A 22188-nucleotide genomic window follows, 5' to 3' on the forward strand; every position below is an offset into this window, starting at 1 on the left:
CCGTCTGCGGAAACTACAGACGGCTTTAAAAAATTAGATGAAACTACTTCTTGATTGTGATTTTTTCTTCAAACATTGTGCGGATGGAGTCACGTTCCTTGTAACATTTCTCCCAGTCAATATCAATTGTCTTGGCAAACATCTTATCGTTTGGAAGAGAATCATACGGCGTGTAATCAACGTCTTTTCTGACAGAGTGCATCCAGCCTTTGACAATAGCTTTCTGTCCTTCTTTTGAAAGGAACCAGTCTGTAAGAACTTCACAGGCGGGAATGTTATTATTTGCACTGTATTTCGCTTCAACTGTCATGATCGCAGACGGGCATGAAAGGACACCGTCTTCAGGATATATGCATTCGATCTTTGAACCTTCTTCTTCACGTTTCTTTAGAACAGACTCCTCAAGGATCATGATCTGTTTGCATTCACCTGTCTCAAGTTTTGTAAGAGCTACGGAACCTGATTCTACAGCCACTTTCTGCTTATTAAGAGCCTTGAAATAGTCTTCGCCATAAGCGCCGAGAAGACCGACAATTGAAGCCATTGCCGTTCCTGATGTAAGCGGATTGGACATGGAGATATATCCTGAAAGCCTTGGATCTGTAGCAAATTCCTTAAATGTTACGGGAATATCCTTGCCCTTAGTATATTTTTCAGGGTTATAGGCTAATACCATAGTGCAGATACGTACAGGATACCAGGAACCGTCAGCGTCATAGGCAAATGCGAGATTTGCGGCTTCCGGTGTCTTGTATTTGTGGAGAAGCCCCGCTTCCTTCAACTCAAGTGCATAGGCAGGTTCTGCAACCATTAGAATGTCGCATCCTAATTTTCCGCTTTCTTTTTCTGCAGCAATCTTTGCCTGGAGTTTTCCTGTTCCGCCATAGAAAAATTCCACATCGCAGTTCGGGAAAAGGGTTTCAAGTTCCGTATCAATAGCATCGATAATGTCCTGATACATTGAAGTGTAGATAACAACCTTGCCGCTAACATTAGCATTTGCTCCGGCCGAAGCGGTTTCTTTCTGACCGGCCGCAAAAACCATTGAGCATACGGCAATCATAGCCGCAGGAACAATAAACTTTTTCATCATATCCTCCTATAATAATCGGTAATGTACTTTTACCTTTTATTCAGTATAATTTAGAAAGGCAGGATTCATAGTGTTTGTAAATTTTTTTAAGTTTTGTAACTTATGTAAATCACAGATACATAAATTAGCTTCTCCACTAAAAAAACGTCCCATTTTCTTTCAGATATTCTTCGTCAACACTGCCATTTCAATTTTTGCAATCAGCTTTGTTTCCATTACAATTCTTTCGACAAATCTGGAAAGAACAAAGCAACTTCTCATTTCAAACTGTGAAAACATGGCTACAAGCCTTGCGGAAAACTACATAATATATGATGCGCTGGTTTCAAAAATGGCTACTACAAGACTTATCACATACCTTGACAACATCGTAAAAAACTCCACAACAATCGACAGCATCACTATAATCGACACAAAACGGATATGCATCTATCACTACGACGGAATGCCTGTCGGCACGGAAATTCCTATCCTTCCGCTGAACGACAAGAAAATCCAGACCCAGACGATAGAGATCGGAACCGACAACAAGGGGCGGCCTATCAAGCAGCTTTGCGCCTTTGTTTCAATCAAAACCGAAAGCGGAGTTATATACGGGTATGCAATCGTCGGAATTTATATGAACACATTGAAAAATCTTAATCGTTCGTATATACTGCGCTACTTTCTAATCGTTTTGGCGATTCTTGCCACGACGGTTTCAACCTCTTATTTTATCATTTCACGTATCAGAAAAAGCCTTATGGGCTACGAACCGGAATCGTTTGCGAACCTGCTTATCCGCCGCAACAAAGTTCTTGACAACCTTGAGGAAGGTCTGATCGCAATCGACACGAACGGAAATATCAGCGTATGCACGGAAAGCGCATGCAGACTTTTTAATCTTCCAAAAGGAAATTATGAAGGCAGAAACCTCAAAGAGCTGAAAATCTGCACGGAATTGCTGCCGGTCATTGAATCCGGTAAGGCGGAATACAACGTTCCGCAGACCCACGAAACGAATTCTTTGATCACAAATTTTATGCCTATGAAAGAAGGAGATCACATAATCGGTGCGGTTGCAATCATCAGAGATCACACGACATTCAAAAACATGGCCGAAGAGCTTACAGGATTCCGTTTCATAGTTGAAGCCTTGCGCTCAAATATGCACAACTTCAAGAATGAACTGCACATCCTGCTTGGAATGCTTCAGCTCAAGGAATACGACCTTGCAATGAATTACATAACACATTTCAATTCATTGCAGACATCCCAGAACACCGTAATAAAAAACATACAGAACAAGACGATTGCCGCTCTTATCCTGGGAAAAACGAATGAGGCGAAGGAACAGGGCATTGACCTCCTTCTGGAAAACACAAGCACATTGCCGCGGCACGATCCGTATCTAAGCACATCTCAACTTACAATCATACTTGGAAACATCCTTGAAAATGCGATTGAAGCCACAAAATCAATAGAAAAGGGCGGACAAATCAAACTTTTCATTTCTTCTGATGTTTCCTGCCTGCGCATAAATGTGGATGACAACGGATCCGGAATTCCAACGGAATTCCAGGATAAAATATTCAATCGGGGTTTTTCAACCAAAAAAGAAAAGAAGGAGAACCACGGAATCGGCCTTTATTCAGTAAATAAGATAATTCAGGACTGCAAGGGCATGATCCAGATTGACAGCGCTCCCGGCGAAGGCACTTCCATTTCCATTCATATAAACAAAAAGCGAGGGGCAATAATTTCACCCGAATACGCTGAAAAGGATACCGATATATGATCACAGCAGCTATTATTGAAGATGACCCTATGGTCTGCGAAATAAACAAACGCTATCTGGAAAAAGACGGAAGGATGGATGTAATTACTACATTCAACAACGGAGTTGAAGCCCTGAACTACCTTACGTCAAATGAAGTTTCCCTGATACTCCTTGATGTCTACATGCCGAAACTCAACGGCTTTGAATTCCTGAAGACGATCCGCAGCAAGAACATCTGTTCGGACGTTATCCTTGTAACCGCCGCGAACGATTTTGCCAGCATGGAAAAAGCGCTGCAGCTAGGTGCTCTGGATTATCTTGTAAAACCTTTTGAATACAAGCGCTTTACTCAAGCCTTGGATAAATTCTTCTTCAAGCAGAAGATGCATGGAAAACTCCATGTTCCACTTTCCCAGAAAGAAGCCGACGAGCTGTTCAGCAACCAGGAAAATTTGAACACAGAACCTTTTGTGAAAGGGATCCAAAGCCGTACGCTTAAAGTGATAAAAGACCACTTCACTAAACACAAAGGCAAAAAGTTTTCCGGCACGGAACTTGCAAAAGAGATCGGACTTTCCCGAGTGACAGTCCATAAATATCTGAATTACCTTGAAACACAGAAATTCCTAAACACCGAAATAGACTATGAAACCGATGGCCGCCCGCGGCTTTTGTACTTTACGGCTGAAAACCGGAATGCATAGTCGTCCGCTTCAGATCCTTTGCGACAAGTTTTTATTCGTCTTTTGCCCAGTCAAAGGCATATTTTACGGCCTTTTGCCAACCCTTTAATATTTTAAGGCGCTCTTCGGACGGCATTTCAGGTTTGAAAAGTTTATCGACGGCGCGGTTTTTAATCACGTCGTCTTTGTCTTTCCAATATCCTGTGGCAAGACCTGCAAGATAGGCCGCTCCCATGGCCGTGCTTTCGACGCAGCGCGGACGCTGGATAGGCGCATTTATGATATCGGCCTGTGTCTGCATAAGAAAATTATTTTTACACGCTCCTCCGTCTACTTTCAATACCGAAAGATCTATTCCCGAATCTTTTTTCATGGCGGAAAGAACGTCGTTTGTTAAGAACGCTATGGATTGCAGCGTTGCCCTTATGATGTGGTACTTATTGACTCCTCGCGTTATTCCAACAATGATGCCGCGAGCATATTGATCCCAGTACGGCGCTCCAAGCCCGGTAAAGGCGGGAACGACATAGCAGCCGTGCGTGTCTTTTACTCGCGTCGCCATGTATTCCGAATCGTGAGAAGTATCGATTATGCGAAGTTCGTCGCGAAGCCATTGGACGGCGGCTCCTGCAACGAAGATGGAACCTTCGAGCGCATAGTTTATTTTTCCGTCAATTCCCCATGCGATCGTCGTGATTAGCCCGTTTTTTGACGAAACAGGTTTTTCTCCCGTATTCATAAGCATAAAACAGCCGGTGCCGTATGTGTTTTTCGCTTCTCCCGCGTTAAAACACGTCTGCCCGAATAATGCCGCCTGTTGATCGCCTGCAGCCCCCGCTATTTTTACGGCTTTTCCGAAATAAGAAGAATCGGCTTCGCCGTAAACGCAGCTTGAAGGCCTTACTTCCGGAAGCATGCTTTTAGGAATGTTTAAAATCTTTAAAATCTCGTCGTCCCACTGTAATGTGTGGATGTTGAAAAGCATTGTCCTTGAAGCGTTCGAATAGTCCGTTACGTGAATTTTTCCCTGTGAAAGTTTCCAAATCAGCCATGTGTCTATGGTGCCGAACAGAAGTTCGCCGTTTTCAGCCTTTTCTCTTGCTCCGCGAACGTTCTCAAGTATCCAGCGCAGTTTTGTTCCTGAAAAATACGCATCGAGAATAAGTCCCGTCTTATCCCTAAACAGATCCGAAAGCCCCTGCCGTTTAAGAGAATCGACAAATTCCGCCGTTCTGCGGCATTGCCACACTATCGCATTGTAGACAGGTTCGCCTGTGTTTTTGTCCCAAACTACGGTAGTTTCCCTTTGATTTGCGATTCCTATAGCTTCGATGTTTTCCGCCTTGGCTCCTATTTTTTCCATAGCTTCAACGGCGACTGCGTACTGCGTTGCCCAAATTTCATTTGCGTCGTGTTCCACCCATCCGGGTTTAGGATAGATCTGCCGGAATTCTTTTTGCGCCGTACCGCATATGCGGCCTTTTTTATTAAAGAGGATACAGCGATTGCTAGTGGTTCCCGAATCCAAAGACATAATATATTTAGACATTTTATCCCTCCTAAAAATTCGGCAATTTTTTGTAAAGCTGTGATCTATCCGGTTGTACTTACAATAATTTTACCAGCATTTGACACTCCCGACAATCCTATGATAGCCTGTACATACGGGAAACTTAAGCGGGGCATGGCGATGGATTTTTTTTCGGATTCAAAGATTATTACGGCTGTAAGAAACGAGGATACTTTTAATAAATGTTTGAAAAGCGATTGTAAGGTTGTTTTTCTTTTATTCGGCACTATTCTTACCGTTTCCGACTATGTGCGAAAGTTAAAGGAATATAATAAAACCGTCTTCGTTCATCTTGATTTGATCGAAGGGCTTTCAAGCAGCAGGTCGTCGGTCGACTATATCGATAAGATGACACAAGCCGACGGAATAATTTCCATAAAGCAAAGTCTTTTGAAATACGCCAAAACGCTCGGTTTTATAACAGTCCTTCGCGTTTTTATGCTGGATTCAAAATCGATAGAGTCTCTTGAAAAAATCGATTCGGATCCGTCCGTTGATATAATAGAAATGATGCCCGGCGTAACGCTTACCATTTTATGCAATGAAATCGCAGGCAGCAAAAAGACGATTATAGCAGGCGGCCTTATAAGAAGCGGGGACGATGTTACGAGGATTCTCCGCTCGGGCGCGAGCGCCATCTCCACGTCCGACAGCCGCCTTTGGGAATAAGCGCTTACGCGGTTTGGGCGGTTTTTTGTTCGGTCAGCAAAGAGGCTATGTCGTCAATCTTTTGCTGCCGCACGATCGCCTTTGTAACTTCAAGCTTTTTTTTGCCTTTTATGCTCGGAACTTCAAACATAAAATCCATGAGGATTTTTTCGACTATTGTGCGCAGTCCTCTGGCCCCTGTTTTTTGCTTTATCGCTATATCCGCTATCTCTTCAATCGCCTCGTCCGTAAAAGACAGATTAACGTCGTCAATGGCGAACGACGCCTTAAACTGTTTTGTGATGGCATTTTTAGGCTGGGTCAGAATTGCTACCAAGTCTTCCTTTGTGAGCTCTTTTAAAGCTACCGTGATAGGCATACGGCCGATCAGTTCCGGAATAAGACCGAATTTTACCAGATCGTCGGGACACACCTGATTCAGCAGCGCCATGCGCTGTTCGCTGTTCATCGTGTTTATATTCGAGCCGAAGCCCATAGAATGTTCGGATATGCGCTGCTCGATTATTTTATCGAGCCCCACAAATGCTCCTCCGAGTATGAAAAGAATGTTTGTGGTGTCTATTTCAATCATTTCCTGATTGGGATGTTTCCGCCCGCCTTGGGGAGGAACGCTTGCCTTTGTGCCTTCTATTATTTTAAGCAAGGCTTGCTGAACGCCTTCGCCTGAAACATCCCGCGTTATGGATGTGTTTTCACTTTTACGTGAAATTTTATCGATTTCGTCGATAAAGACGATCCCGCGCTCCGCGGAAGCTATGTTACCGTCTGCAGCGTTTATAAGTTTTAAAAGCACGTTTTCGACGTCTTCGCCTACGTAACCCGCCTCGGTTAGCGTCGTAGCGTCGGCTATGGCAAAAGGAACCTTTAGTCTTTGGGCGAGAGTCTTCGCAAGCAAAGTTTTACCGCTGCCGGTAGGGCCTATTAAAAGAACGTTAGATTTTTCGATCTGTATGTCGTTTTCCTGCTTTTTATTTGCGGACTTGGACATTCTTTTATAATGATTATACACGGCCACTGAAAGAATTTTTTTTGCGTCGTCCTGTCCCACCACATATTGATCCAAATAGCTTTTAAACTCTTTTGGAGAAGGAACCTCGCTCATCTCTATGGGAGAAACCGAACGCTCTTCCTGATCGAGGACGCTCTGACATACGGCCGTACATTGATCGCATATAAAGATATTTCCTGCAGGTGCCGCCACTAATCTCCGTTTTTCGTCTGCGGGTTTGCCGCAAAAAGAACAATATTGGGACGATGAATTACCGAATCTTATCATCTTTTTTTCTTCCCTCCATGATGTGGTCGATAATGCCGTATTCCAGCGCTTCTTTTGCCGGCATGTAAAAGTCTCTTTCCATATCGGCTGCAACCTTCTTTTCCGGTTTTTTCGTTTTTTCGGCAAAGTATTGTATCGTAAGCTTTTTTAGCCTTATGATCTCTTTAGCCTGAATTGCGATGTCGCTTTCCTGACCTTGAACTCCGCCCCAAGGCTGGTGGATCATTACCCGTGAAGAGGGAAGGGCGAACCTTTTTCCCTCCGAACCGCCTGCAAGCAGGATTGCCGCCATACTTGCCGCCTGTCCCATGCATATCGTCTGAATATCGCATCTTACGTATTGCATGGTATCGTATATTGCAAGCCCTGCCGTAACCGAACCGCCCGGAGAATTTATGTACATGCTTATATCTTTTTCGGGATTTTCGGATTCGAGAAACAGTATTTGCGCCACAATTAGATCGGCCGTAGCGTCGTTAATCTCGCCGTCTACGAATATGATTCTGTCCTTTAAAAGCCGTGAAAAAATATCATATGTGCGCTCTCCGTTTCCGCTGCGTTCCACAACATACGGCACAAGAGAATTCATCCGTTCGTTCATTATCTACCTTCCTTAAAAAACGGCATACGAGGAAATTTCAATTTCCGAGAATGCCGTTTTCGTGCGCAATAGCGCACAGTTGTAAATTAAATCGGCAATATAAAATTATATCCTATAATATACAAATAAATAAGCGGTTAGGCAAAAAAATAGGGCTGCCGAAAAAGTAACCGACTTTTGAGACAGCCCCGTTTGGTCCCGCTCCTGCAGGAATATATCAGCGTTTGAACAGATCCGCAAACGCGATTTTATCGCCTTTGACAACTTTTACTTCGCTGTAAAGCTGTTTATAAAGTTTTTGCTCCTTTGCTTCGTCGATAAGATATTCTTTGGCTCTGGGATCCGCATAGCGTTTTTTTATTTCATCTACGGTCGCGCCGCTTTCTTCGGCTATGCGCTTGTATTCTTCGTCAATCTCTTCGGGCGTTATTGAAATATTTCGGTCACGCAAAAGCGATTCCACTATAATTCTCGATTTGAGCATCTTTTCACTGTCGCCTGTCCATTCCTTAAGCATTCCTTCTTTTGACTGTCCTGCCGAGCTTATCATTTTATTGAGCTGCTCGGTTGTCGTTTGGAATTGCTGCGCCATCATCTTCCAGCGGCTCTGAAGTTCCGCGTCAAGCATCGAAGACGGAATGTCGAATTTGTTTTTTTCTATAAGCTGAGAGAGCAAGTCGTTGTTCTTCATTTCCGATATACGGCGATTTTTTGCAAGTTCAAGGTTTTTCGTGATATCTTTTTTGAGGTCGTCAAGGGTTTTGTATTTTTCATTTACGTCCTGCGCCAGTTCGTCGTCAAGCTTGGGCAAATTCCTTATTTTTATTGCCGTAACCGTCACGCTGATTTTTTTTGTTTTTCCGGCGAGCTCTTTGTTGTCGTCGTCCTTTTTATATTTTTTAACGATGTCCTTTGTTTCGCCTTTTTTCATTCCTATTATATCATCGTCGATCTTATAGATATTTTCTCCGCTGCCTACGGTAAAGACAAACCCTTCCCGTTTTGACGATTCTATCACATTGCCGTCGTCGTCCGTTTCGCTGTAGTTGATCGTAACTATATCGTCCTTTTGAACTTTTTCATCGTCTTTTTTGTCCATCACTGTGGCGTTACGATCCTGAACGGCCTTGAGCTCTTCTTCAATTTCTTTTTCGGTTATTGTTACCTGCGGTTCTTTTACTGTGACGCCTTTGACATCGATGTTTTTTACTCTCGGAAATACGTCGTATGTTACGGAAAAAGTCAGATCCTTAGCAGCGTCGAACTCCGGAAGAGTGTCCATTGCCGGTTGCGCATACGGCAGCGGGCGAAGTTCTTTTTCATTTTCGTCGGAAAAAATTTCGTTTAACGCTTTGTCGATTAAGTCGGTCATAACGTCGGCTTTAAGGGCGTTTCCGTATTTTCTTTCCAAAATGGAAACGGGTACGTGGCCTTTTCTGAATCCGGGAACTTGGGCATTTTTAGCATATTTTGTGACGATTTGCTTGTAGTTTTCAGCTACGTCGTCTTTATCAACGGTAACCGTCAATTTGACGGCGGATTTTTCCAGTTCTTCAATCTTTTTAGAGAGTTTCATGCATACGTCCCCTTAAAATAAAATAGGTGAATATAAAGTAAAAAAGCGATCCGGATCGCTCCGCATCGCCGTTTTATAAGAGCGGGAAACGGGAGTCGGACCCGCGACATCCACCTTGGCAAGGTGGCGCTCTACCACTGAGCTATTCCCGCAAAAATTATGGTAAAAACCGTTCCTTAAAATCGCGTCGCCGCAGAAATCGTCAGATTTCGAGGGTGGCGCAATTAATGCGCATATTGCGCACAGTTATAACCAGCGACGTTTCGGCTTTATCCAAAACTCGTCGTTTAAGCACCGCCATATAGCGTCGGTTTTTGCACCGCTTTATCTTTATAAGAGCGGGAAACGGGAGTCGGACCCGCGACATCCACCTTGGCAAGGTGGCGCTCTACCACTGAGCTATTCCCGCAAGTATTTTGCGCATACTTTAAAACTAAAATATGCGAGAGGAGGGACTTGAACCCTCAAGCCTAAGCACTAGATCCTAAGTCTAGCGTGTCTGCCAATTCCACCACTCTCGCGTTCGGACCGTGAGCCTGTTCGCTTGGATCGATAAAGGCATTTTAATGAGCCATGCCGGCTTCGAACCGACGACCCGCAGATTAAGAGTCTGCTGCTCTACCAACTGAGCTAATGGCCCTTGTTTGTTACTTATGATATGGATATTGCGTCCGACACGGCTCGAACGTGCGACCTACGGATTCGAAGTCCGTTGCTCTATCCAGCTGAGCTACGAACGCATATCAACAGGTTACAGCCGCGCTGTATCTTGTAGCAAGGGTGCCGGGTGGGATTTGAACCCACGACAACCAGATCCACAATCTGGCGCTCTACCCCTGAACTACTGGCACCAAGTAACTGATAAAACCTAATATAACAAAAAAAAGTTTACTTAGTCAAGCCGGCGGGGCGGCGAAAAAGACGGAGGCAAAAACAGCGGATGGCACACTGGGGGTGTTGTTCGTAACGGTGGCGGCGCCGCGCGCAACAGCAAAAAAGGCGAATACTGCAGCGGTGAAAATGGAAGATGAGACACTGGAGTATTGTGTATAACGATGGCGGTGTCATGCGCGCGGGATTCTATTTTCTTGACAGAATTTGAAGCGCAGGGTTACAATTATTTATCACTTTAATCGTGGAGGAAGATATGAAACTTGGTCAAGTTAGGGTCCTTGACACTATCAACAAAATCCCCGGCGGATTGATGGTTGTTCCGTTGATTCTTGGAGTAACCGTCAATACTCTCTTTCCGGATTTTTTGAAGATCGGAAGCTTTACGACGGCGCTTTTCAAAAACGGGGGTAACTGTCTTATTGCTGTCTTGTTCCTTTGTTCGGGTGCGCAGATTCAGTTTAAAAGCGCGGGACAGGCGCTGTATAAAGGCGTCGTCATCAATACGAGCAAAGTGTTGTTCGGCGTGTCGATCGGCGTTATCCTCGCGCGGATCGGCGGGCCCGGCGCCGTTATACTCGGCATGACGCCGCTCGGCCTTATCGGCTGTATGTCGAATTCGAACGGCGGTTTGTACACTGCGCTCGCTACGAAATACGGCGACAAAACCGATGTCGGTGCCATCGCGGTCATCTCTTCGAACGACGGTCCGTTTTATGAAATGCTGTTTATGGGACTCGGCGGCGTCGCAGCGATTCCGGCGAAAGCTTTGTTTGCCTGTATTTTCCCGATTCTCGTTGGAATGATACTCGGAAACCTCGACGATAAAATGCGCGATTTTTTAAAGCCTGGTATGCTCATATCGATTTTCCTCTTTGCTTTCCCGCTTGGTGCTGGTATGAGTTTTAAAACCTTCATCACGGCCGGTATTCCCGGTATCCTTATCGGTCTGCTTACCGTTGCGTGGACGGGTATTCCGACATATTTTATCTACAAATTGCTTATCCGCAAAAAGAACCGCCGAAGCTGTGCCGTCGGAGCTGCGGTCGGTACGGCGGCGGGAAACTCCGTCGGAACGCCTGCAGCCATAGCCGCCGTCGATCCGACATGGGAACCGTACGCGGCCGCGGCTACAGCGCAATGCGCCGCTGCGGTTATCGTGACGGCGCTCGTTACGCCGATGGTTGTAAATGCTCTATATAAGTACGAAGAAAAGCATGGTCTTATCAATTACGACGTGCCGCTCGCTTCCGAAGATACGGAGATGGAAAAAGCAGCCAAGAGCGAACCGAAGCTTTAATCACTTACGATAACAAAGGCCGTCATAAGGCGGCTTTTGTTGTTATGGGCTAATATGAGGTATATATGAATCTGTCGTTTCCTTACGGAAAAGAATTTTTAAAAATCGATATTCCCGACGAACGCTTAAAAGGAGTCATCGTTTCAAATCTTCATCATTATACGGCGAAGAATACGCCTGAAGCGCTCGTCGCTGAGGCGCTTGAAAACCCTGTCGGTACGAAAAAACTTTCGGAGCTCGCCAAGGGGAAAAACAATATCGTGCTCATTGCAAGCGATCATACGCGCCCCGTTCCGAGCAAAACGATCGTTCCGCCGATGCTTGCCGAAATCAGAAAAGGAAATCCGAATGCCGACATTACGATTCTCATTTCGACCGGCTGTCATAGGCTTTCGACGAAGGAAGAGCTCATCAGTAAATTCGGGGAAGAGATCGTCAAAAACGAAAAAATCATCGTTCACGACTGCGACAATTCTCCGCTTGTAAAAATAGGAACGCTGCCGAGCGGCGGCGAATGCATTATCAATAGACTCGCCGTAGAAGCCGATCTCCTCGTCGCGGAAGGTTTTATAGAACCTCATTTTTTTGCAGGTTTTTCGGGAGGTCGAAAAAGTGTCCTTCCCGGCGTCGCGAGCCGTACGACTGTGCTTGCAAATCACTGTTCCGAATTCATCGCCGATGCGCATTCCCGTACCGGCATTCTCGACGGAAATCCGATCCATAAAGATATGGTGTGGGCGGCGCACAAAGCAAAACTAGCGTTCATCGTGAACGTAGTTATCAACGAAAAAAAAGAAGCGATCTATGCGGTTGCGGGAGATATAGAAGCGGCGCATAAAAAAGGCTGCGACTTCCTTTCGTCGCTGTGCAAAGTCGACGCGTTGCCTGCGGACATTGTCATATCGACGAATGGAGGCTATCCGCTAGATCAAAACATCTACCAAGCAGTAAAGGGTATGACGGCGGCAGAAGCGACGGTCAAAAAAGGCGGCATCATCATCATGCTTGCAAAGTCGAACGACGGTCACGGCGGCGAAGGGTTTTATCACCAGATGGCCGACGAGCCGGATATTCAAAAGACGCTCGATCTTTTTATGAGCCGCGGCAGAAACGAAACGAAGCCCGATCAATGGCAGACGCAGATTTTTATCCGTATTTTACAAAAGGCGCGCGTGATTTACGTTTCGGACGCTCCCGATGAAACGGTGCGCGCTCTGCACATGATCCCCGCGCACAGTCTCGAAGAGGCTGTAAAAGAAGCCGAAAGACTCTGCGACAATCCGAATGCGACGTTAACCGCGATTCCCGATGGCGTGTCGGTCATGGTTATCGAATAAAGCAACATAGCTGGCGGTTTTCCGCTTTTATGCGGTGCTCTGCCGGCGGGGCGGCGGCACACAGCTGTCCGGCAAAACGTTCATCACTCGGCGCCCTGCGGACACTCGGTAAAACATCCGTCGACGGAAGCTGCCTGAAACCGAAGCTTTCGGGCAGTTTTTTTGATTTTACAGAATTCTATTCTTTTTTATTATGGAAAAAATCATACAAAAAATAATCGAAAATTATTTATTTTTACTTGCGGCCTTTGCCCTTGTTTATTTTAATCAAAAAAGAGTCGGGTTCGTGTCCGTAAAAAAACGGCGTGCGGTGTTTATTATGCTCATGCTCGCCGTATTTTATTTGGCGTTTTTACTTTTGATTCAGCGGATGCATTGGAATCCGTATTTTGCGATTCCGAGTTTTATCGCGGTTGCTTTTACGGGATTTTTGCTCCGCCGTCATACGTGGCCTTTTAAAAGCCGCTGTCAAAAATGTGGAAAGCGGTTGACAATTACACAGATGCTCACAAACGATAAAAATATCTGCGGCTCGTGTTTTATTGAAACGCATCCCGAGTTTGCGCCAAAGACGGAAGCGGATATCCAAAAAGAATTTGATGACGAATGGGCGGCGTGGAAGCCCGGAGAATACGTCGTTTTGTGTTTTATTGTAAATGCGCAGAACCAAGTGCTGCTCATTGAAAGGAAATATATCGAAAAAGGATCAGGGAAAGTGTCTGGGGCGATGAGTCGTTTAGGAGCGAAAGAAAATCCCCTCGACGCGTGCAAACGATGTGCGCTAAAAGAAACGGGACTCGCGATCGAAGAAGTGCGCTGTCACGGAAGATTGAATTTCGCGATTCCGGGACGTGATTTGCGCTGTTACGTATTTGTTGCCGACGATTCATCCGGTACAATCAAAGAGACGGATAAAAATCGACCGTACTGGGTAAGCGTTAAAAAATTGCCGTTCGGAAAAATGTCCGTAGATTGCCGCGTGTGGCTCCCTATAGCCCTTGACCGCGGTTATTTCGATTATTACGGTATATGCAATGAAAAAGGCTATGTCGTCAAAGATACGCTTCGCAAACATCTTCCTGAAAATCCTTTCACCTCATAAGACAGAGTAAGGTTACCGGCTGTTCGGTGTATTGCAAACATGAGCCGAAATAACGGTAAGTCTAAACATACGGTTCCTCTTTTATAAAAATCAAAAAATAGTGCCGGTTTTGGATAAAATAAAGCATGAAATCCCGTACTGCATAACCTATGCTTTATATATATGACGGATTATGTATTGGAAAGAGAACGCAAACTGCCGCTTACTTCTTATTACGATATAGTCGTCGTCGGTGCCGGAATAGCCGGTGCTGCTGCGGCGCTTGCTGCCAGCAGGCATAATAAAAAAGTATTGCTTGTAGAGCGCATGTATGCGATCGGAGGGCTTGCCACGCTCGGTTTAATTACCATATATCTTCCGTTGTGTGACGGAACAGGGCGTCAAGTTTGTTTCGGTTTAAATGACGAATTTTTAAAACTTGCGATAAGCCGCGGTTATGAAGACAAATATCCCGACACATGGCTTCCTCGTCCCTCACATGAGCACCATGGACAGCGTTTTGAAGCCGGCTATAATGCGCAAGTTTTTGCAGTTCTATTGGAACAGGAATTATTAAAAGCCGGCTGTACCGTTTTGTACGGCACCTTTGCCGCTTCCGTTATTAAGAAAAATAGCGTTATAGATTCGGTTATTATTGAAAATAAAGACGGCAGACAGGCAATTAAAACTCATGCTGTAATCGATGCGACAGGCGATGCCGATATCTGTGCCATGGCAGGCGCAAAAACGGCGGTATTTTCGGACGGCAATCCGCTTGCAGCCTGGTTTTACGAAACTGCCGAGGGAAAAACGAAACGGAGAATGCTCGGCGCAGCCGACGTTCTTTCCGTAAACCCGTTTGCCGAAGCGCCTTGTCGAATTGAATCAAAGCGATATTCCGGACTTGACGCCGCAGAGGTTAGCGAGATGACGATCGCATCGCATAAGGCATCTCTTGACGAATTTTTTAAAAACGGAAATGTGTCGCAAACGCACAGCCTGACGGCGCTTGCCGCAATTCCGCAGCTTAGAAAAACAAGACGGCTTGTCGGCAATTATGAAATGAACACTTTTCAGCGGCATGAATATATGCGTGACAGCATAGGCCTTATCGGCGATTGGAGAAAAGACGGACCGGTATACGAGCTTCCGTTCGGAAGTCTTTTTAGCGATACCGTTCCGAATCTTGCCTCGGTAGGACGCTGCATTTCAGTTTCGGATGATATGTGGGATATCACACGCGTTATTCCGCCGTCTGTGGTTACTGGACAAGCTGCGGGAACTGCGTTTTCGTTATGCAGCGATCTTACGGCGCTTGACGTAGATGTTTTACAGAAAACGTTACATGATGACGGAGTGGTCATTCATGAGCGTGAATTATAATAAGCGAGAATTTTTTATTAGGAGGAAAAAATGAAAAAATTCTTTATCGGTTTTTGTGCTCTAATCGTTTGTTGTGCGGCGATTTTTGCCGGCGGGTCGAATGAAAAATCGAAATCGCTTCATTTCAGAGTTTCGATGCCGGAAGCGTCGGCCGACAATAAAGCCGTTGCGATTAGGCAGGTCGTGGAAAATATTCAAAAGCGTACTGCGGGCAGAGTTACGTTTGACGTATACTACAGCGCCGAACTTGGTACGTTTACGGATACGATTGAAAGTATTGCGCTCGGATCAAACATTATCGACGGTACGTCAGGAGATGCTTATGCGCCGTACGGTTGTCCCGATATGACTGCACTTAATCTCATGTACATGTATCCTGATTCGAAATCCGTTATGAAATTCAACGACTCGTCCCTTTTTAAAGATATGACGGCGGAGCTTGAAAAAAACTCCGGCATCAAAATGATCTGTATGAACTGGTGCGGCGCTCCGCGCGAAGTGCTTTCTACAAAACCGATAAATTCGGTTGCCGATTTAAAAGGCAAGCTGATCCGCGTTCCGCTTCCGCCTTATGTCGCGTTTTTCAAACGGCTGGGCTGCAGTACCGTCAATATGACGATGGCTGAAGTATATACCGGTATGCAGCAGGGAATGCTCGAAGCCTGCGAATTTCCGCTCGGAACGATTTTTACCAATTCGCTTCAAGAAGTTGCAAAATACTGTTTCTTGTCGAGTCATACTTTCGCTCCGACATGCTGGGGTATGAGTGCGGCGCTTTTTAATAAAATGTCGCCGGACGATCAGAAAATTTTTATAGAAGAATTTTCGAAAGGCGGTGAATATTTTACAAAGCTTAACGCTGAAAACATGGCCGACTATCGCAAAAAGCTGGAAGCTGCAGGCGTAAAATTCGTCGAACCTTCCGATTCGGATAAGCGCGCCATGTCCATAGCCGCAGCCGATGCTGTAAACGATTTCCCCGAATTGAGCAAGGGGCTTGTAGACAAACTTCGCGCTGCGATGAAATAACAATTTAGATATATAGGGAAATATACATTGAAAATGAAAATAATGCCTATTTGGATCATTAAAAATCTTGAAGAAATGATTTGCGCCTTTGCCGCATTTGCTATGGTACTGATCTGCACTGCAAACGTATTCGGACGCTATGTTTTCAATCATGCGATCAGCTGGGCGGATGAAGTCGACATTTGTCTTCTTGCGTGGGTTACGTTTGTAGGTGCGGCGGTAGGCTATAAGCGGAACCGGCATTACGGTATGGATTTTATTTTGGTGCGGCTCCCGGGAAAAGAAAAAAAAATGCTGCGGATAATCCTCAACGGCATCATTGCCGCAACATGTATATTTCTTACATATCACAGTTTCGTATTTGCCGCCAATGCACGAAAGGTCATGCCGTATACCCGGCTTCCATACAAGTATATCGACGCATCCGCCGTTGTCGGTTTTGCAAGTATGACGGTATATTCGATTGTCTTTTTGATAGAAGCCTTTGCGTTTCCAAAAAAGTATAAAGAACGCTATGACGAGACGGATGACAAGGCTTCGGTCGTAAATGGGGAGAAAACACAATGACGTACATTCCTGTTATTTTACTTGCCGTTTTATTCTGTATGGGACTCCCGATAGCGTTTTCGCTTATCGTATGCTGTATTCCGTATTTTCTCTCCGATCAGTATTTATCCGCATCGATTATAATTCAAAAAATGATAACGAATACCGAGTCCGTTTCGCTCATGGCGGTTCCGTTCTTTATTATTGCCGGCGCAATTATGAATGAGTCGGGAATCACGGAGCGGCTGCTGGATTTGGCGGATGCGCTTGTCGGGCACTTTACGGGAGGCTTGGGACACGTCAACGTTTTGCTTTCTACTTTTATGGGTGGAATTTCCGGATCGGGAGCTGCAGACATAGCAATGGAATGTAAAACGCTCGTTCCCGAAATGAAAAAACACGGATACGATATGGGTTTTTCAGCTGCGGTCACAGCCGCTTCCGGCTGCATTACGCCGATTATTCCGCCGGGTGTCGGTCTTGTTGTGTACGCATGTACGGTTGAAGGTGTGTCCGTCGGAAAGCTGCTCATGTCAGGATATATACCCGGCTTTCTTATGTGCATTCTCATGATGGTCGTCGTTTACTTTATTTCAAAAAAACGGGGATATAAGGGCAACGGCGGACGCATGCTTTCGCCTAAGGCCATCCTCAAAAAGGCGGGAAATTCCGCGTGGGCGTTATTTTTGCCCTTTGTGCTTATCACGGGATTGCGTTTCGGGATATTTACCGCAACCGAGGGCGGAGCACTCATGGCGGTGTATTCGTTTATCGTCGGGAAATTTATTTATAAAGAACTCGATATGAAAAAACTTCCCGGAATTTTTCTTGACGCGGCTCTGTCTACGGCAACGGTTATGCTCATTATGTGCGGAGCGAAGGTGTTCAGCCATTATTTGAGTTGGGAGCGGATTCCCCATGCAATGACGGCAGGGATCATGCATATAGCAAAAAATAAATATACGTTTTTGCTGTTTGCAAATATTCTGCTGCTCATGCTCGGTATGTTTATGGACGCCATGCCGTGCATGATCATTATTGCGCCGCTGTTGGCTCCTATTGCACAGGCCTTCAAAATCAATATGATCCACTTTGGAATTATGATGTGCTTGAACAGTGCTATCGGTGCGATTACGCCGCCGTTCGGAAATTATATTTTTCAAACGGCCGGTATACTTAAGATTAAAACTCAGTTGTTGTATAAAGAGCTCATTCCGTTTGTCGCGGTATGCCTCATCGTGCTTTTTATGGTGACGTATATTCCATGGCTTGCAACAATCGTTCCAACATTGGTTTACGGAGCGTATTAATAAAAATAATGATAGGAGTATGAAGATGAACAATAAAATCGATCCGCGTACGCTAAAAATTACCGATATGCGGTGTATCGACATAGACGGAGCGCCGAAGCGGTGTACGCTGCTTAAGATACTGACGAATCAGGGTATCGAAGGTTACGGTGAAGTACGCGACGCTGCGAGTAAAACATTCGCGCTTATGCTGAAGTCGCGGATTCTGGGGGAAAATCCGTGCGATGTGGACAGAATTTTCAGAAAGATTAAACAGTTCGGCGGTCACTCGCGGCAGGGCGGCGGTGTCAGCGGTATCGAAATTGCGCTGTGGGATATTGCCGGAAAAGCGTGGGGCGTCCCCGTATATCAGCTGCTCGGCGGTAAATTCCGCGACAAAATCAGAGTGTACTGCGATACCGATGTGGACGGAAAACACAGCGGGCACGATATGGGGCTTGAGCTTAAAAAACGCATGGAGATGGGATTTACGTTTTTGAAAATGGATCTCGGAATCGGTTTGCTGCTCGACGAACCGGGCTGCATTACGGCTCCGCTCGGAAGCATCGACGATATGAAAAAATATACGCCGCACTTGCTTAACGTTCAGGACGGATCCGTTACCGCAGAAATGGTACACAGACAAAAAAGTTATCAAATCGTTACGACGCCGCATGCGATGACCGGCATCCAAATTACCGAAAAAGGACTCGATATTCTTGAAGAATACGTAAAGCAGGTGCGTGAAGTTATAGGGTATGAAGTACCGCTCGCGATCGACCACTTCGGACATGTATGTGAAGAATCGATACTACGGTTTTTAAAGCGTATGGAAAAATACAACCTTGCGTGGGCGGAAGACCTGATCCCGTGGATGTGGACTGAGAGTTACGTTCGCTTGAGAAATGCCGCAACGGTACCGATCTGTACGGGAGAAGATATTTATTTAAAGGAAGATTTTGAAAAAATTATTAAATCGGGCGGAGTGTCCGTTATTCATCCCGACATACTGACGTGCGGCGGTATACTTGAACTTAAAAAAATCGGCGACATTGCTGCGGAAAACGGCGTGGCGCTTGCGATTCATATGGCGGAAAGTCCTGTGGCTTGTATGGCAGCCGTTCATGCCGCCGCTGCAGTGCAGTTTATTCTTGCTCTGGAATATCATTCGGTAAAGGTGGCGTGGTGGCAGGATATGGTAAACGGTTTACCTAAGCCACTTATTCAAGACGGATTTATCCGCGTTCCGGATACGCCGGGTCTCGGTATAGAATCGTTAAACGACGCCGTTCTAAAAGAACACGTTAATCGCGATATTCCCGGTATTTGGGAAGATACGTCGTGTTGGAACACGGAATTTTCAAACGATAGAATTTGGAGCTGAATTTAATAATCCGGAGCATGTACATGCATTTTAATAATAGAGAAGATATAATTTCCATGACAGCGGCATGGAAAGGGGAACGTTTTTCCGACGGTCGGCCGAAAGTGGCGGATTCGTATCTCGATGCTCTTTACGGAATGACGCTTGAAGAACTTTGGAAACCGATTTTTATTAAAGGATATGAAAATCAGTTTGTCGCCATGAAATCGATTCATCCCGAATTTAAAGAAGACGGTTCGGTGAATAAAAAACTTATCGGCCGCGCCGTTACTGCCGTGTACGCTCCGACGCGCCCCGATTATTACGAAGCCATGATGACATCTGCAGTCGCACAGGGATTGACGGGTACTCCGAACCAGTGGGTGCTGGATTCTCTTTGTTCGCGGGACGTTATCGTAATCGATATGTATGATAAGATATTCAAGGGTACCTTTGTCGGAGGAAATCTTTCAACTGCGATAAAGCAAAAGACGGGTACGGGCGGCGCCGTTATCTGGGGCGGCATACGCGACGTTGAACAGATGCATAAGATTCAAGACATACAAGTATATTATCGCGGCATAGATCCGACTCCCATCCGTGACTTTGTGCTTACGGGTTTTAATGTACCTGCACGGCTCGGAAGCGGACGTTCGGCTGCGATCTGTTTACCGGGCGATGTAGTGTACGGTTGCAGCGGAGGCGTTCTTTTTATTCCGCCTCAGCTTGTCGCCGATGTTGTAGACGGCGGTGCAAAGACGCAGATCAAAGATATTTTCGGTTTTGAAATGATTACGCAGAACAGATTTACGACTGCGCAGATAGATAAGAACGTATGGTCGGCTGAAATGCTTGACCTCCTTGTCGATTTTATTAAAAATGATCCGAAAGGCAAGAATTACCGCCATTTGGATTGGAGCGCGGAATACGAGCTTGCCGATAAAGCGGGAAGCGATATGCAGTCGTCGCTATGATCGGCAGGAGAAAACAGATGTTTGACGTAAAAGGGAAAAAAGTCCTTGTCACCGGTTCGACGCAGGGTATCGGAAAATGCATTGCGATGAAATTTTCAGAAGCGGGCGCAGACGTATGGATTCACGGTTCAAAGCGGGAAAAAACCGAACGCATCGCTTGTGAAACGGGTATGAGCTGTAAAGCCGTCTGGGCCGATTTATCCGAAGCGGACTGCGCGGAGACTATGTATGCGCGTACCGGCGATGTCGACGTTTTAATTTTGAATGCATCGGTACAATACAGAAATCCATGGAAGATCATTACTGCCGAGGAATTTGAAGTGCAGATGCGCGTCAATCTGCTGAGTACGCTTTCACTGATGCAAAAATATGTTCCGTTTATGGAATCGCAAAAATGGGGAAGGGTTATCACTATAGGCAGCGTACAGCAGCTTGTTCCGCATAAAGATATGGCGGTCTATGCCGCTTCTAAAGCCGGCATGGATAATCTCGTAAAAAATGTCGCTAAGCAAGTTGCGCACAATAACGTTACTGTCAATAATGTACTGCCCGGTGCAATGGCGACTCCGCGGAATGCCGCCGTCGCGGAAGATGGCGCATATTTGGCGAAAGTGCTTGAAAAGATTCCGCTCGGACGTATGGGCTCAGCCGACGATTGCAGTGGCGTGTGTTTGCTTCTCGCATCGGAAGAAGGCTCATATATAACAGGGGCTTCGATCTGTGTTGACGGCGGCATGAGTTTGTAGGCGAATTTACTATGTCCGTCTTGCATCATATACGTTTTTTATGACGCAGGCAGGAGAAAAACAATGACAGATGTATTCAGCGCTGCACCGGGCTTTGATTCTCATCGATTTCTTGAAATGGAGCTGCCGTCGCAAGGGAATAATCGACATACGGTACGTCTGTATTACAATCGCCTCGATCCCAGGCAACGTGAAGAAGTCAGACATTCTCATCTTGCAGTTGAAATAGATATGTTCGGCGACGACTGCTACGGAACGTATGTCATAGGGAAAAAGCGATATGATATTTGTCCCGGCGATATTTTTATTTTGCGCAGTAACGAGCAACACAGTATTGTCGATATGAAAAAGGGAGCGAATTGTATTTGCACCGGAATACAATTCATACCGGATTTTATTTGGTCACCGAACAGCGAACTTGAAAATTTTTCATATATGTATGAAATATCCGTAGGAACGGATACCGCTTTTAATCATAGAATTTCAAGCGATAATGAAATCGGAAAACGCATCAGGCAGGAAATCGAACATATAGTTACGGAATTTACCGTTCGGTCGACAGGATACGGTTTGATGATAAAAACAAGGCTCATTTCGATTCTTGTCATGATGGCGCGGGAATATAAAGCGGCAAACGGTTTGCCGGACGGTTTTACGATCAGGGCTGAAAAGCGACGGACGATAGAACAGGTTATGCGCTATGTCGACGATCACTATGCCGAACCGGTTACATTGGAAAGCGTTGCGTTCGATGCAAATATGAGTCCTTCATACTTATCATTTTTGTTTAAAAAATTAAACGGATTTACCCTTTGGGATTATATACTTTCAAAGCGCATCAATTGCGCAAGGCAGATGTTAACCGCCACGGAAGATCTCATACTCAATATAAGCCTTGAATGTGGTTTTAATTCGCTTACAAATTTCAATAGGGTTTTTAAGCGAATAACCGGATTGTCTCCGAAAGATTACAGAAAAAAAGCATTTCATCAAGAACCGTTAAATTAGAAGTTCTCAGATTT

Annotated in this window: 19 protein-coding genes and 6 tRNA genes; 14 read left to right on the forward strand and 11 right to left on the reverse strand. The window is 45.4% G+C overall.

The window, feature by feature from the left end:
* Positions 1–43: 43 nt before the first annotated feature.
* Positions 44–1093: an ABC transporter substrate-binding protein gene (locus HRI96_RS04935; RefSeq protein ID WP_256729302.1), complete on the reverse strand. Its 1050-nt coding sequence runs from the start codon at positions 1091–1093 to the stop codon at positions 44–46.
* Positions 1094–1370: 277 nt separating this feature from the next.
* Here HRI96_RS04935 and HRI96_RS04940 point away from each other — a divergent pair, with 277 nt between their 5' ends.
* On the forward strand, positions 1371–2870 hold the full coding sequence (locus HRI96_RS04940) for a sensor histidine kinase (RefSeq protein ID WP_210118406.1): 1500 nt from the start codon (positions 1371–1373) through the stop codon (positions 2868–2870).
* The gene (locus HRI96_RS04945; RefSeq protein ID WP_210118407.1) at positions 2867–3556 is read left to right on the forward strand and encodes a response regulator; all 690 of its coding nucleotides are present in this window, start codon (positions 2867–2869) and stop codon (positions 3554–3556) included. Before HRI96_RS04940 ends, HRI96_RS04945 begins: the two co-directional genes overlap by 4 nt.
* 31 nt (positions 3557–3587) lie before the next feature.
* On the opposite strand, the gene glpK is transcribed toward HRI96_RS04945, so the two are convergent.
* Entirely contained in the window at positions 3588–5084 is a 1497-nt protein-coding gene (gene glpK / locus HRI96_RS04950; protein WP_210118408.1) for a glycerol kinase GlpK, read from the reverse strand.
* A gap of 39 nt (positions 5085–5123) precedes the next feature.
* On the opposite strand from glpK, the gene HRI96_RS04955 reads away from it, so the two are divergent.
* Positions 5124–5774 carry a glycerol-3-phosphate responsive antiterminator gene (locus HRI96_RS04955; protein WP_210118409.1) on the forward strand — a complete coding sequence of 217 codons (651 nt, stop codon included), beginning with the start codon at positions 5124–5126 and terminating at the stop codon, positions 5772–5774.
* A gap of 4 nt (positions 5775–5778) precedes the next feature.
* Here the strand turns inward: HRI96_RS04955 and clpX are convergent, their stop codons facing one another.
* The 9 genes from clpX to HRI96_RS05000 form a co-directional block, all read right to left on the reverse strand.
* Positions 5779–7050, reverse strand: a complete 1272-nt coding sequence (clpX, locus tag HRI96_RS04960) for an ATP-dependent Clp protease ATP-binding subunit ClpX (RefSeq protein WP_210118410.1) — start codon at positions 7048–7050, stop codon at positions 5779–5781.
* A complete protein-coding gene (locus HRI96_RS04965; RefSeq protein WP_210118411.1) occupies positions 7034–7651 on the reverse strand; it encodes an ATP-dependent Clp protease proteolytic subunit in 618 nt (205 codons plus the stop codon). Before HRI96_RS04965 ends, clpX begins: the two co-directional genes overlap by 17 nt.
* 217 nt (positions 7652–7868) lie before the next feature.
* Positions 7869–9227, reverse strand: coding sequence for a trigger factor (tig, locus tag HRI96_RS04970; RefSeq protein ID WP_210118412.1), 1359 nt, complete (start codon positions 9225–9227; stop codon positions 7869–7871).
* 80 nt (positions 9228–9307) lie between these two features.
* Positions 9308–9379 (reverse strand) — tRNA-Gly (locus HRI96_RS04975).
* 185 nt (positions 9380–9564) lie between these two features.
* A tRNA-Gly gene (locus HRI96_RS04980) sits at positions 9565–9636 on the reverse strand.
* A gap of 32 nt (positions 9637–9668) precedes the next feature.
* A tRNA-Leu gene (locus HRI96_RS04985) sits at positions 9669–9748 on the reverse strand.
* 46 nt (positions 9749–9794) lie between these two features.
* Positions 9795–9867: transfer RNA gene (locus HRI96_RS04990), tRNA-Lys, on the reverse strand.
* 26 nt (positions 9868–9893) lie between these two features.
* Positions 9894–9967 (reverse strand) — tRNA-Arg (locus tag HRI96_RS04995).
* A gap of 38 nt (positions 9968–10005) precedes the next feature.
* Positions 10006–10079 (reverse strand) — tRNA-His (locus HRI96_RS05000).
* A gap of 295 nt (positions 10080–10374) precedes the next feature.
* On the opposite strand from HRI96_RS05000, the gene HRI96_RS05005 reads away from it, so the two are divergent.
* The 11 genes from HRI96_RS05005 to HRI96_RS05055 all read left to right on the forward strand — a co-directional run bounded on the left by HRI96_RS05005 (position 10375) and on the right by HRI96_RS05055 (position 22174).
* Positions 10375–11418, forward strand: coding sequence for a 2-keto-3-deoxygluconate permease (locus HRI96_RS05005; protein WP_210118413.1), 1044 nt, complete (start codon positions 10375–10377; stop codon positions 11416–11418).
* A gap of 65 nt (positions 11419–11483) precedes the next feature.
* Positions 11484–12755, forward strand: coding sequence for a nickel-dependent lactate racemase (larA, locus tag HRI96_RS05010; RefSeq protein ID WP_210118414.1), 1272 nt, complete (start codon positions 11484–11486; stop codon positions 12753–12755).
* 193 nt (positions 12756–12948) lie between these two features.
* The gene (locus HRI96_RS05015) at positions 12949–13857 is read left to right on the forward strand and encodes an NUDIX domain-containing protein (protein ID WP_210118415.1); all 909 of its coding nucleotides are present in this window, start codon (positions 12949–12951) and stop codon (positions 13855–13857) included.
* A gap of 162 nt (positions 13858–14019) precedes the next feature.
* Entirely contained in the window at positions 14020–15219 is a 1200-nt protein-coding gene (locus HRI96_RS05020; protein ID WP_210118416.1) for an FAD-dependent oxidoreductase, read from the forward strand.
* Positions 15220–15249: 30 nt separating this feature from the next.
* A complete protein-coding gene (gene dctP / locus HRI96_RS05025) occupies positions 15250–16248 on the forward strand; it encodes a TRAP transporter substrate-binding protein DctP (protein ID WP_210118417.1) in 999 nt (332 codons plus the stop codon).
* A 33-nt stretch (positions 16249–16281) separates the two neighbouring features.
* A complete protein-coding gene (locus HRI96_RS05030; protein WP_210118418.1) occupies positions 16282–16815 on the forward strand; it encodes a TRAP transporter small permease in 534 nt (177 codons plus the stop codon).
* Positions 16812–18104, forward strand: a complete 1293-nt coding sequence (locus HRI96_RS05035) for a TRAP transporter large permease (protein ID WP_210118419.1) — start codon at positions 16812–16814, stop codon at positions 18102–18104. Before HRI96_RS05030 ends, HRI96_RS05035 begins: the two co-directional genes overlap by 4 nt.
* 25 nt (positions 18105–18129) lie before the next feature.
* Positions 18130–19467: a mandelate racemase/muconate lactonizing enzyme family protein gene (locus HRI96_RS05040; protein ID WP_256729303.1), complete on the forward strand. Its 1338-nt coding sequence runs from the start codon at positions 18130–18132 to the stop codon at positions 19465–19467.
* Positions 19468–19490: 23 nt separating this feature from the next.
* A complete protein-coding gene (locus tag HRI96_RS05045; protein ID WP_210118421.1) occupies positions 19491–20420 on the forward strand; it encodes an RraA family protein in 930 nt (309 codons plus the stop codon).
* 17 nt (positions 20421–20437) lie between these two features.
* Complete coding sequence (locus tag HRI96_RS05050) at positions 20438–21166, forward strand: SDR family NAD(P)-dependent oxidoreductase (protein WP_210118422.1); 729 nt, start codon at positions 20438–20440, stop codon at positions 21164–21166.
* Between the two features lie 63 nt (positions 21167–21229).
* On the forward strand, positions 21230–22174 hold the full coding sequence (locus tag HRI96_RS05055) for an AraC family transcriptional regulator (RefSeq protein ID WP_210118423.1): 945 nt from the start codon (positions 21230–21232) through the stop codon (positions 22172–22174).
* Positions 22175–22188: the final 14 nt, after the last annotated feature.

This window comes from Treponema parvum (genome assembly GCF_017893945.1).
Lineage (GTDB): Bacteria > Spirochaetota > Spirochaetia > Treponematales > Treponemataceae > Treponema_D > Treponema_D parvum_A.

Bases quoted from the DNA above. Each gene is read 5' to 3' on its own strand.
- HRI96_RS04935 (WP_256729302.1), bottom strand. From the start codon at position 1,093: ATGATGAAAAAGTTTATTGTTCCTGCGGCTATGATTGCCGTATGCTCA.
- HRI96_RS04940 (WP_210118406.1), top strand. From the start codon at position 1,371: ATGGCTACAAGCCTTGCGGAAAACTACATAATATATGATGCGCTGGTT.
- HRI96_RS04945 (WP_210118407.1), top strand. From the start codon at position 2,867: ATGATCACAGCAGCTATTATTGAAGATGACCCTATGGTCTGCGAAATA.
- glpK (WP_210118408.1), bottom strand. From the start codon at position 5,084: ATGTCTAAATATATTATGTCTTTGGATTCGGGAACCACTAGCAATCGC.
- clpX (WP_210118410.1), bottom strand. From the start codon at position 7,050: ATGATAAGATTCGGTAATTCATCGTCCCAATATTGTTCTTTTTGCGGC.
- HRI96_RS04965 (WP_210118411.1), bottom strand. From the start codon at position 7,651: ATGAACGAACGGATGAATTCTCTTGTGCCGTATGTTGTGGAACGCAGC.
- tig (WP_210118412.1), bottom strand. From the start codon at position 9,227: ATGAAACTCTCTAAAAAGATTGAAGAACTGGAAAAATCCGCCGTCAAA.
- HRI96_RS05005 (WP_210118413.1), top strand. From the start codon at position 10,375: ATGAAACTTGGTCAAGTTAGGGTCCTTGACACTATCAACAAAATCCCC.
- larA (WP_210118414.1), top strand. From the start codon at position 11,484: ATGAATCTGTCGTTTCCTTACGGAAAAGAATTTTTAAAAATCGATATT.
- HRI96_RS05015 (WP_210118415.1), top strand. From the start codon at position 12,949: ATGGAAAAAATCATACAAAAAATAATCGAAAATTATTTATTTTTACTT.
- HRI96_RS05020 (WP_210118416.1), top strand. From the start codon at position 14,020: ATGACGGATTATGTATTGGAAAGAGAACGCAAACTGCCGCTTACTTCT.
- dctP (WP_210118417.1), top strand. From the start codon at position 15,250: ATGAAAAAATTCTTTATCGGTTTTTGTGCTCTAATCGTTTGTTGTGCG.
- HRI96_RS05030 (WP_210118418.1), top strand. From the start codon at position 16,282: ATGAAAATAATGCCTATTTGGATCATTAAAAATCTTGAAGAAATGATT.
- HRI96_RS05035 (WP_210118419.1), top strand. From the start codon at position 16,812: ATGACGTACATTCCTGTTATTTTACTTGCCGTTTTATTCTGTATGGGA.
- HRI96_RS05040 (WP_256729303.1), top strand. From the start codon at position 18,130: ATGAACAATAAAATCGATCCGCGTACGCTAAAAATTACCGATATGCGG.
- HRI96_RS05045 (WP_210118421.1), top strand. From the start codon at position 19,491: ATGCATTTTAATAATAGAGAAGATATAATTTCCATGACAGCGGCATGG.
- HRI96_RS05050 (WP_210118422.1), top strand. From the start codon at position 20,438: ATGTTTGACGTAAAAGGGAAAAAAGTCCTTGTCACCGGTTCGACGCAG.
- HRI96_RS05055 (WP_210118423.1), top strand. From the start codon at position 21,230: ATGACAGATGTATTCAGCGCTGCACCGGGCTTTGATTCTCATCGATTT.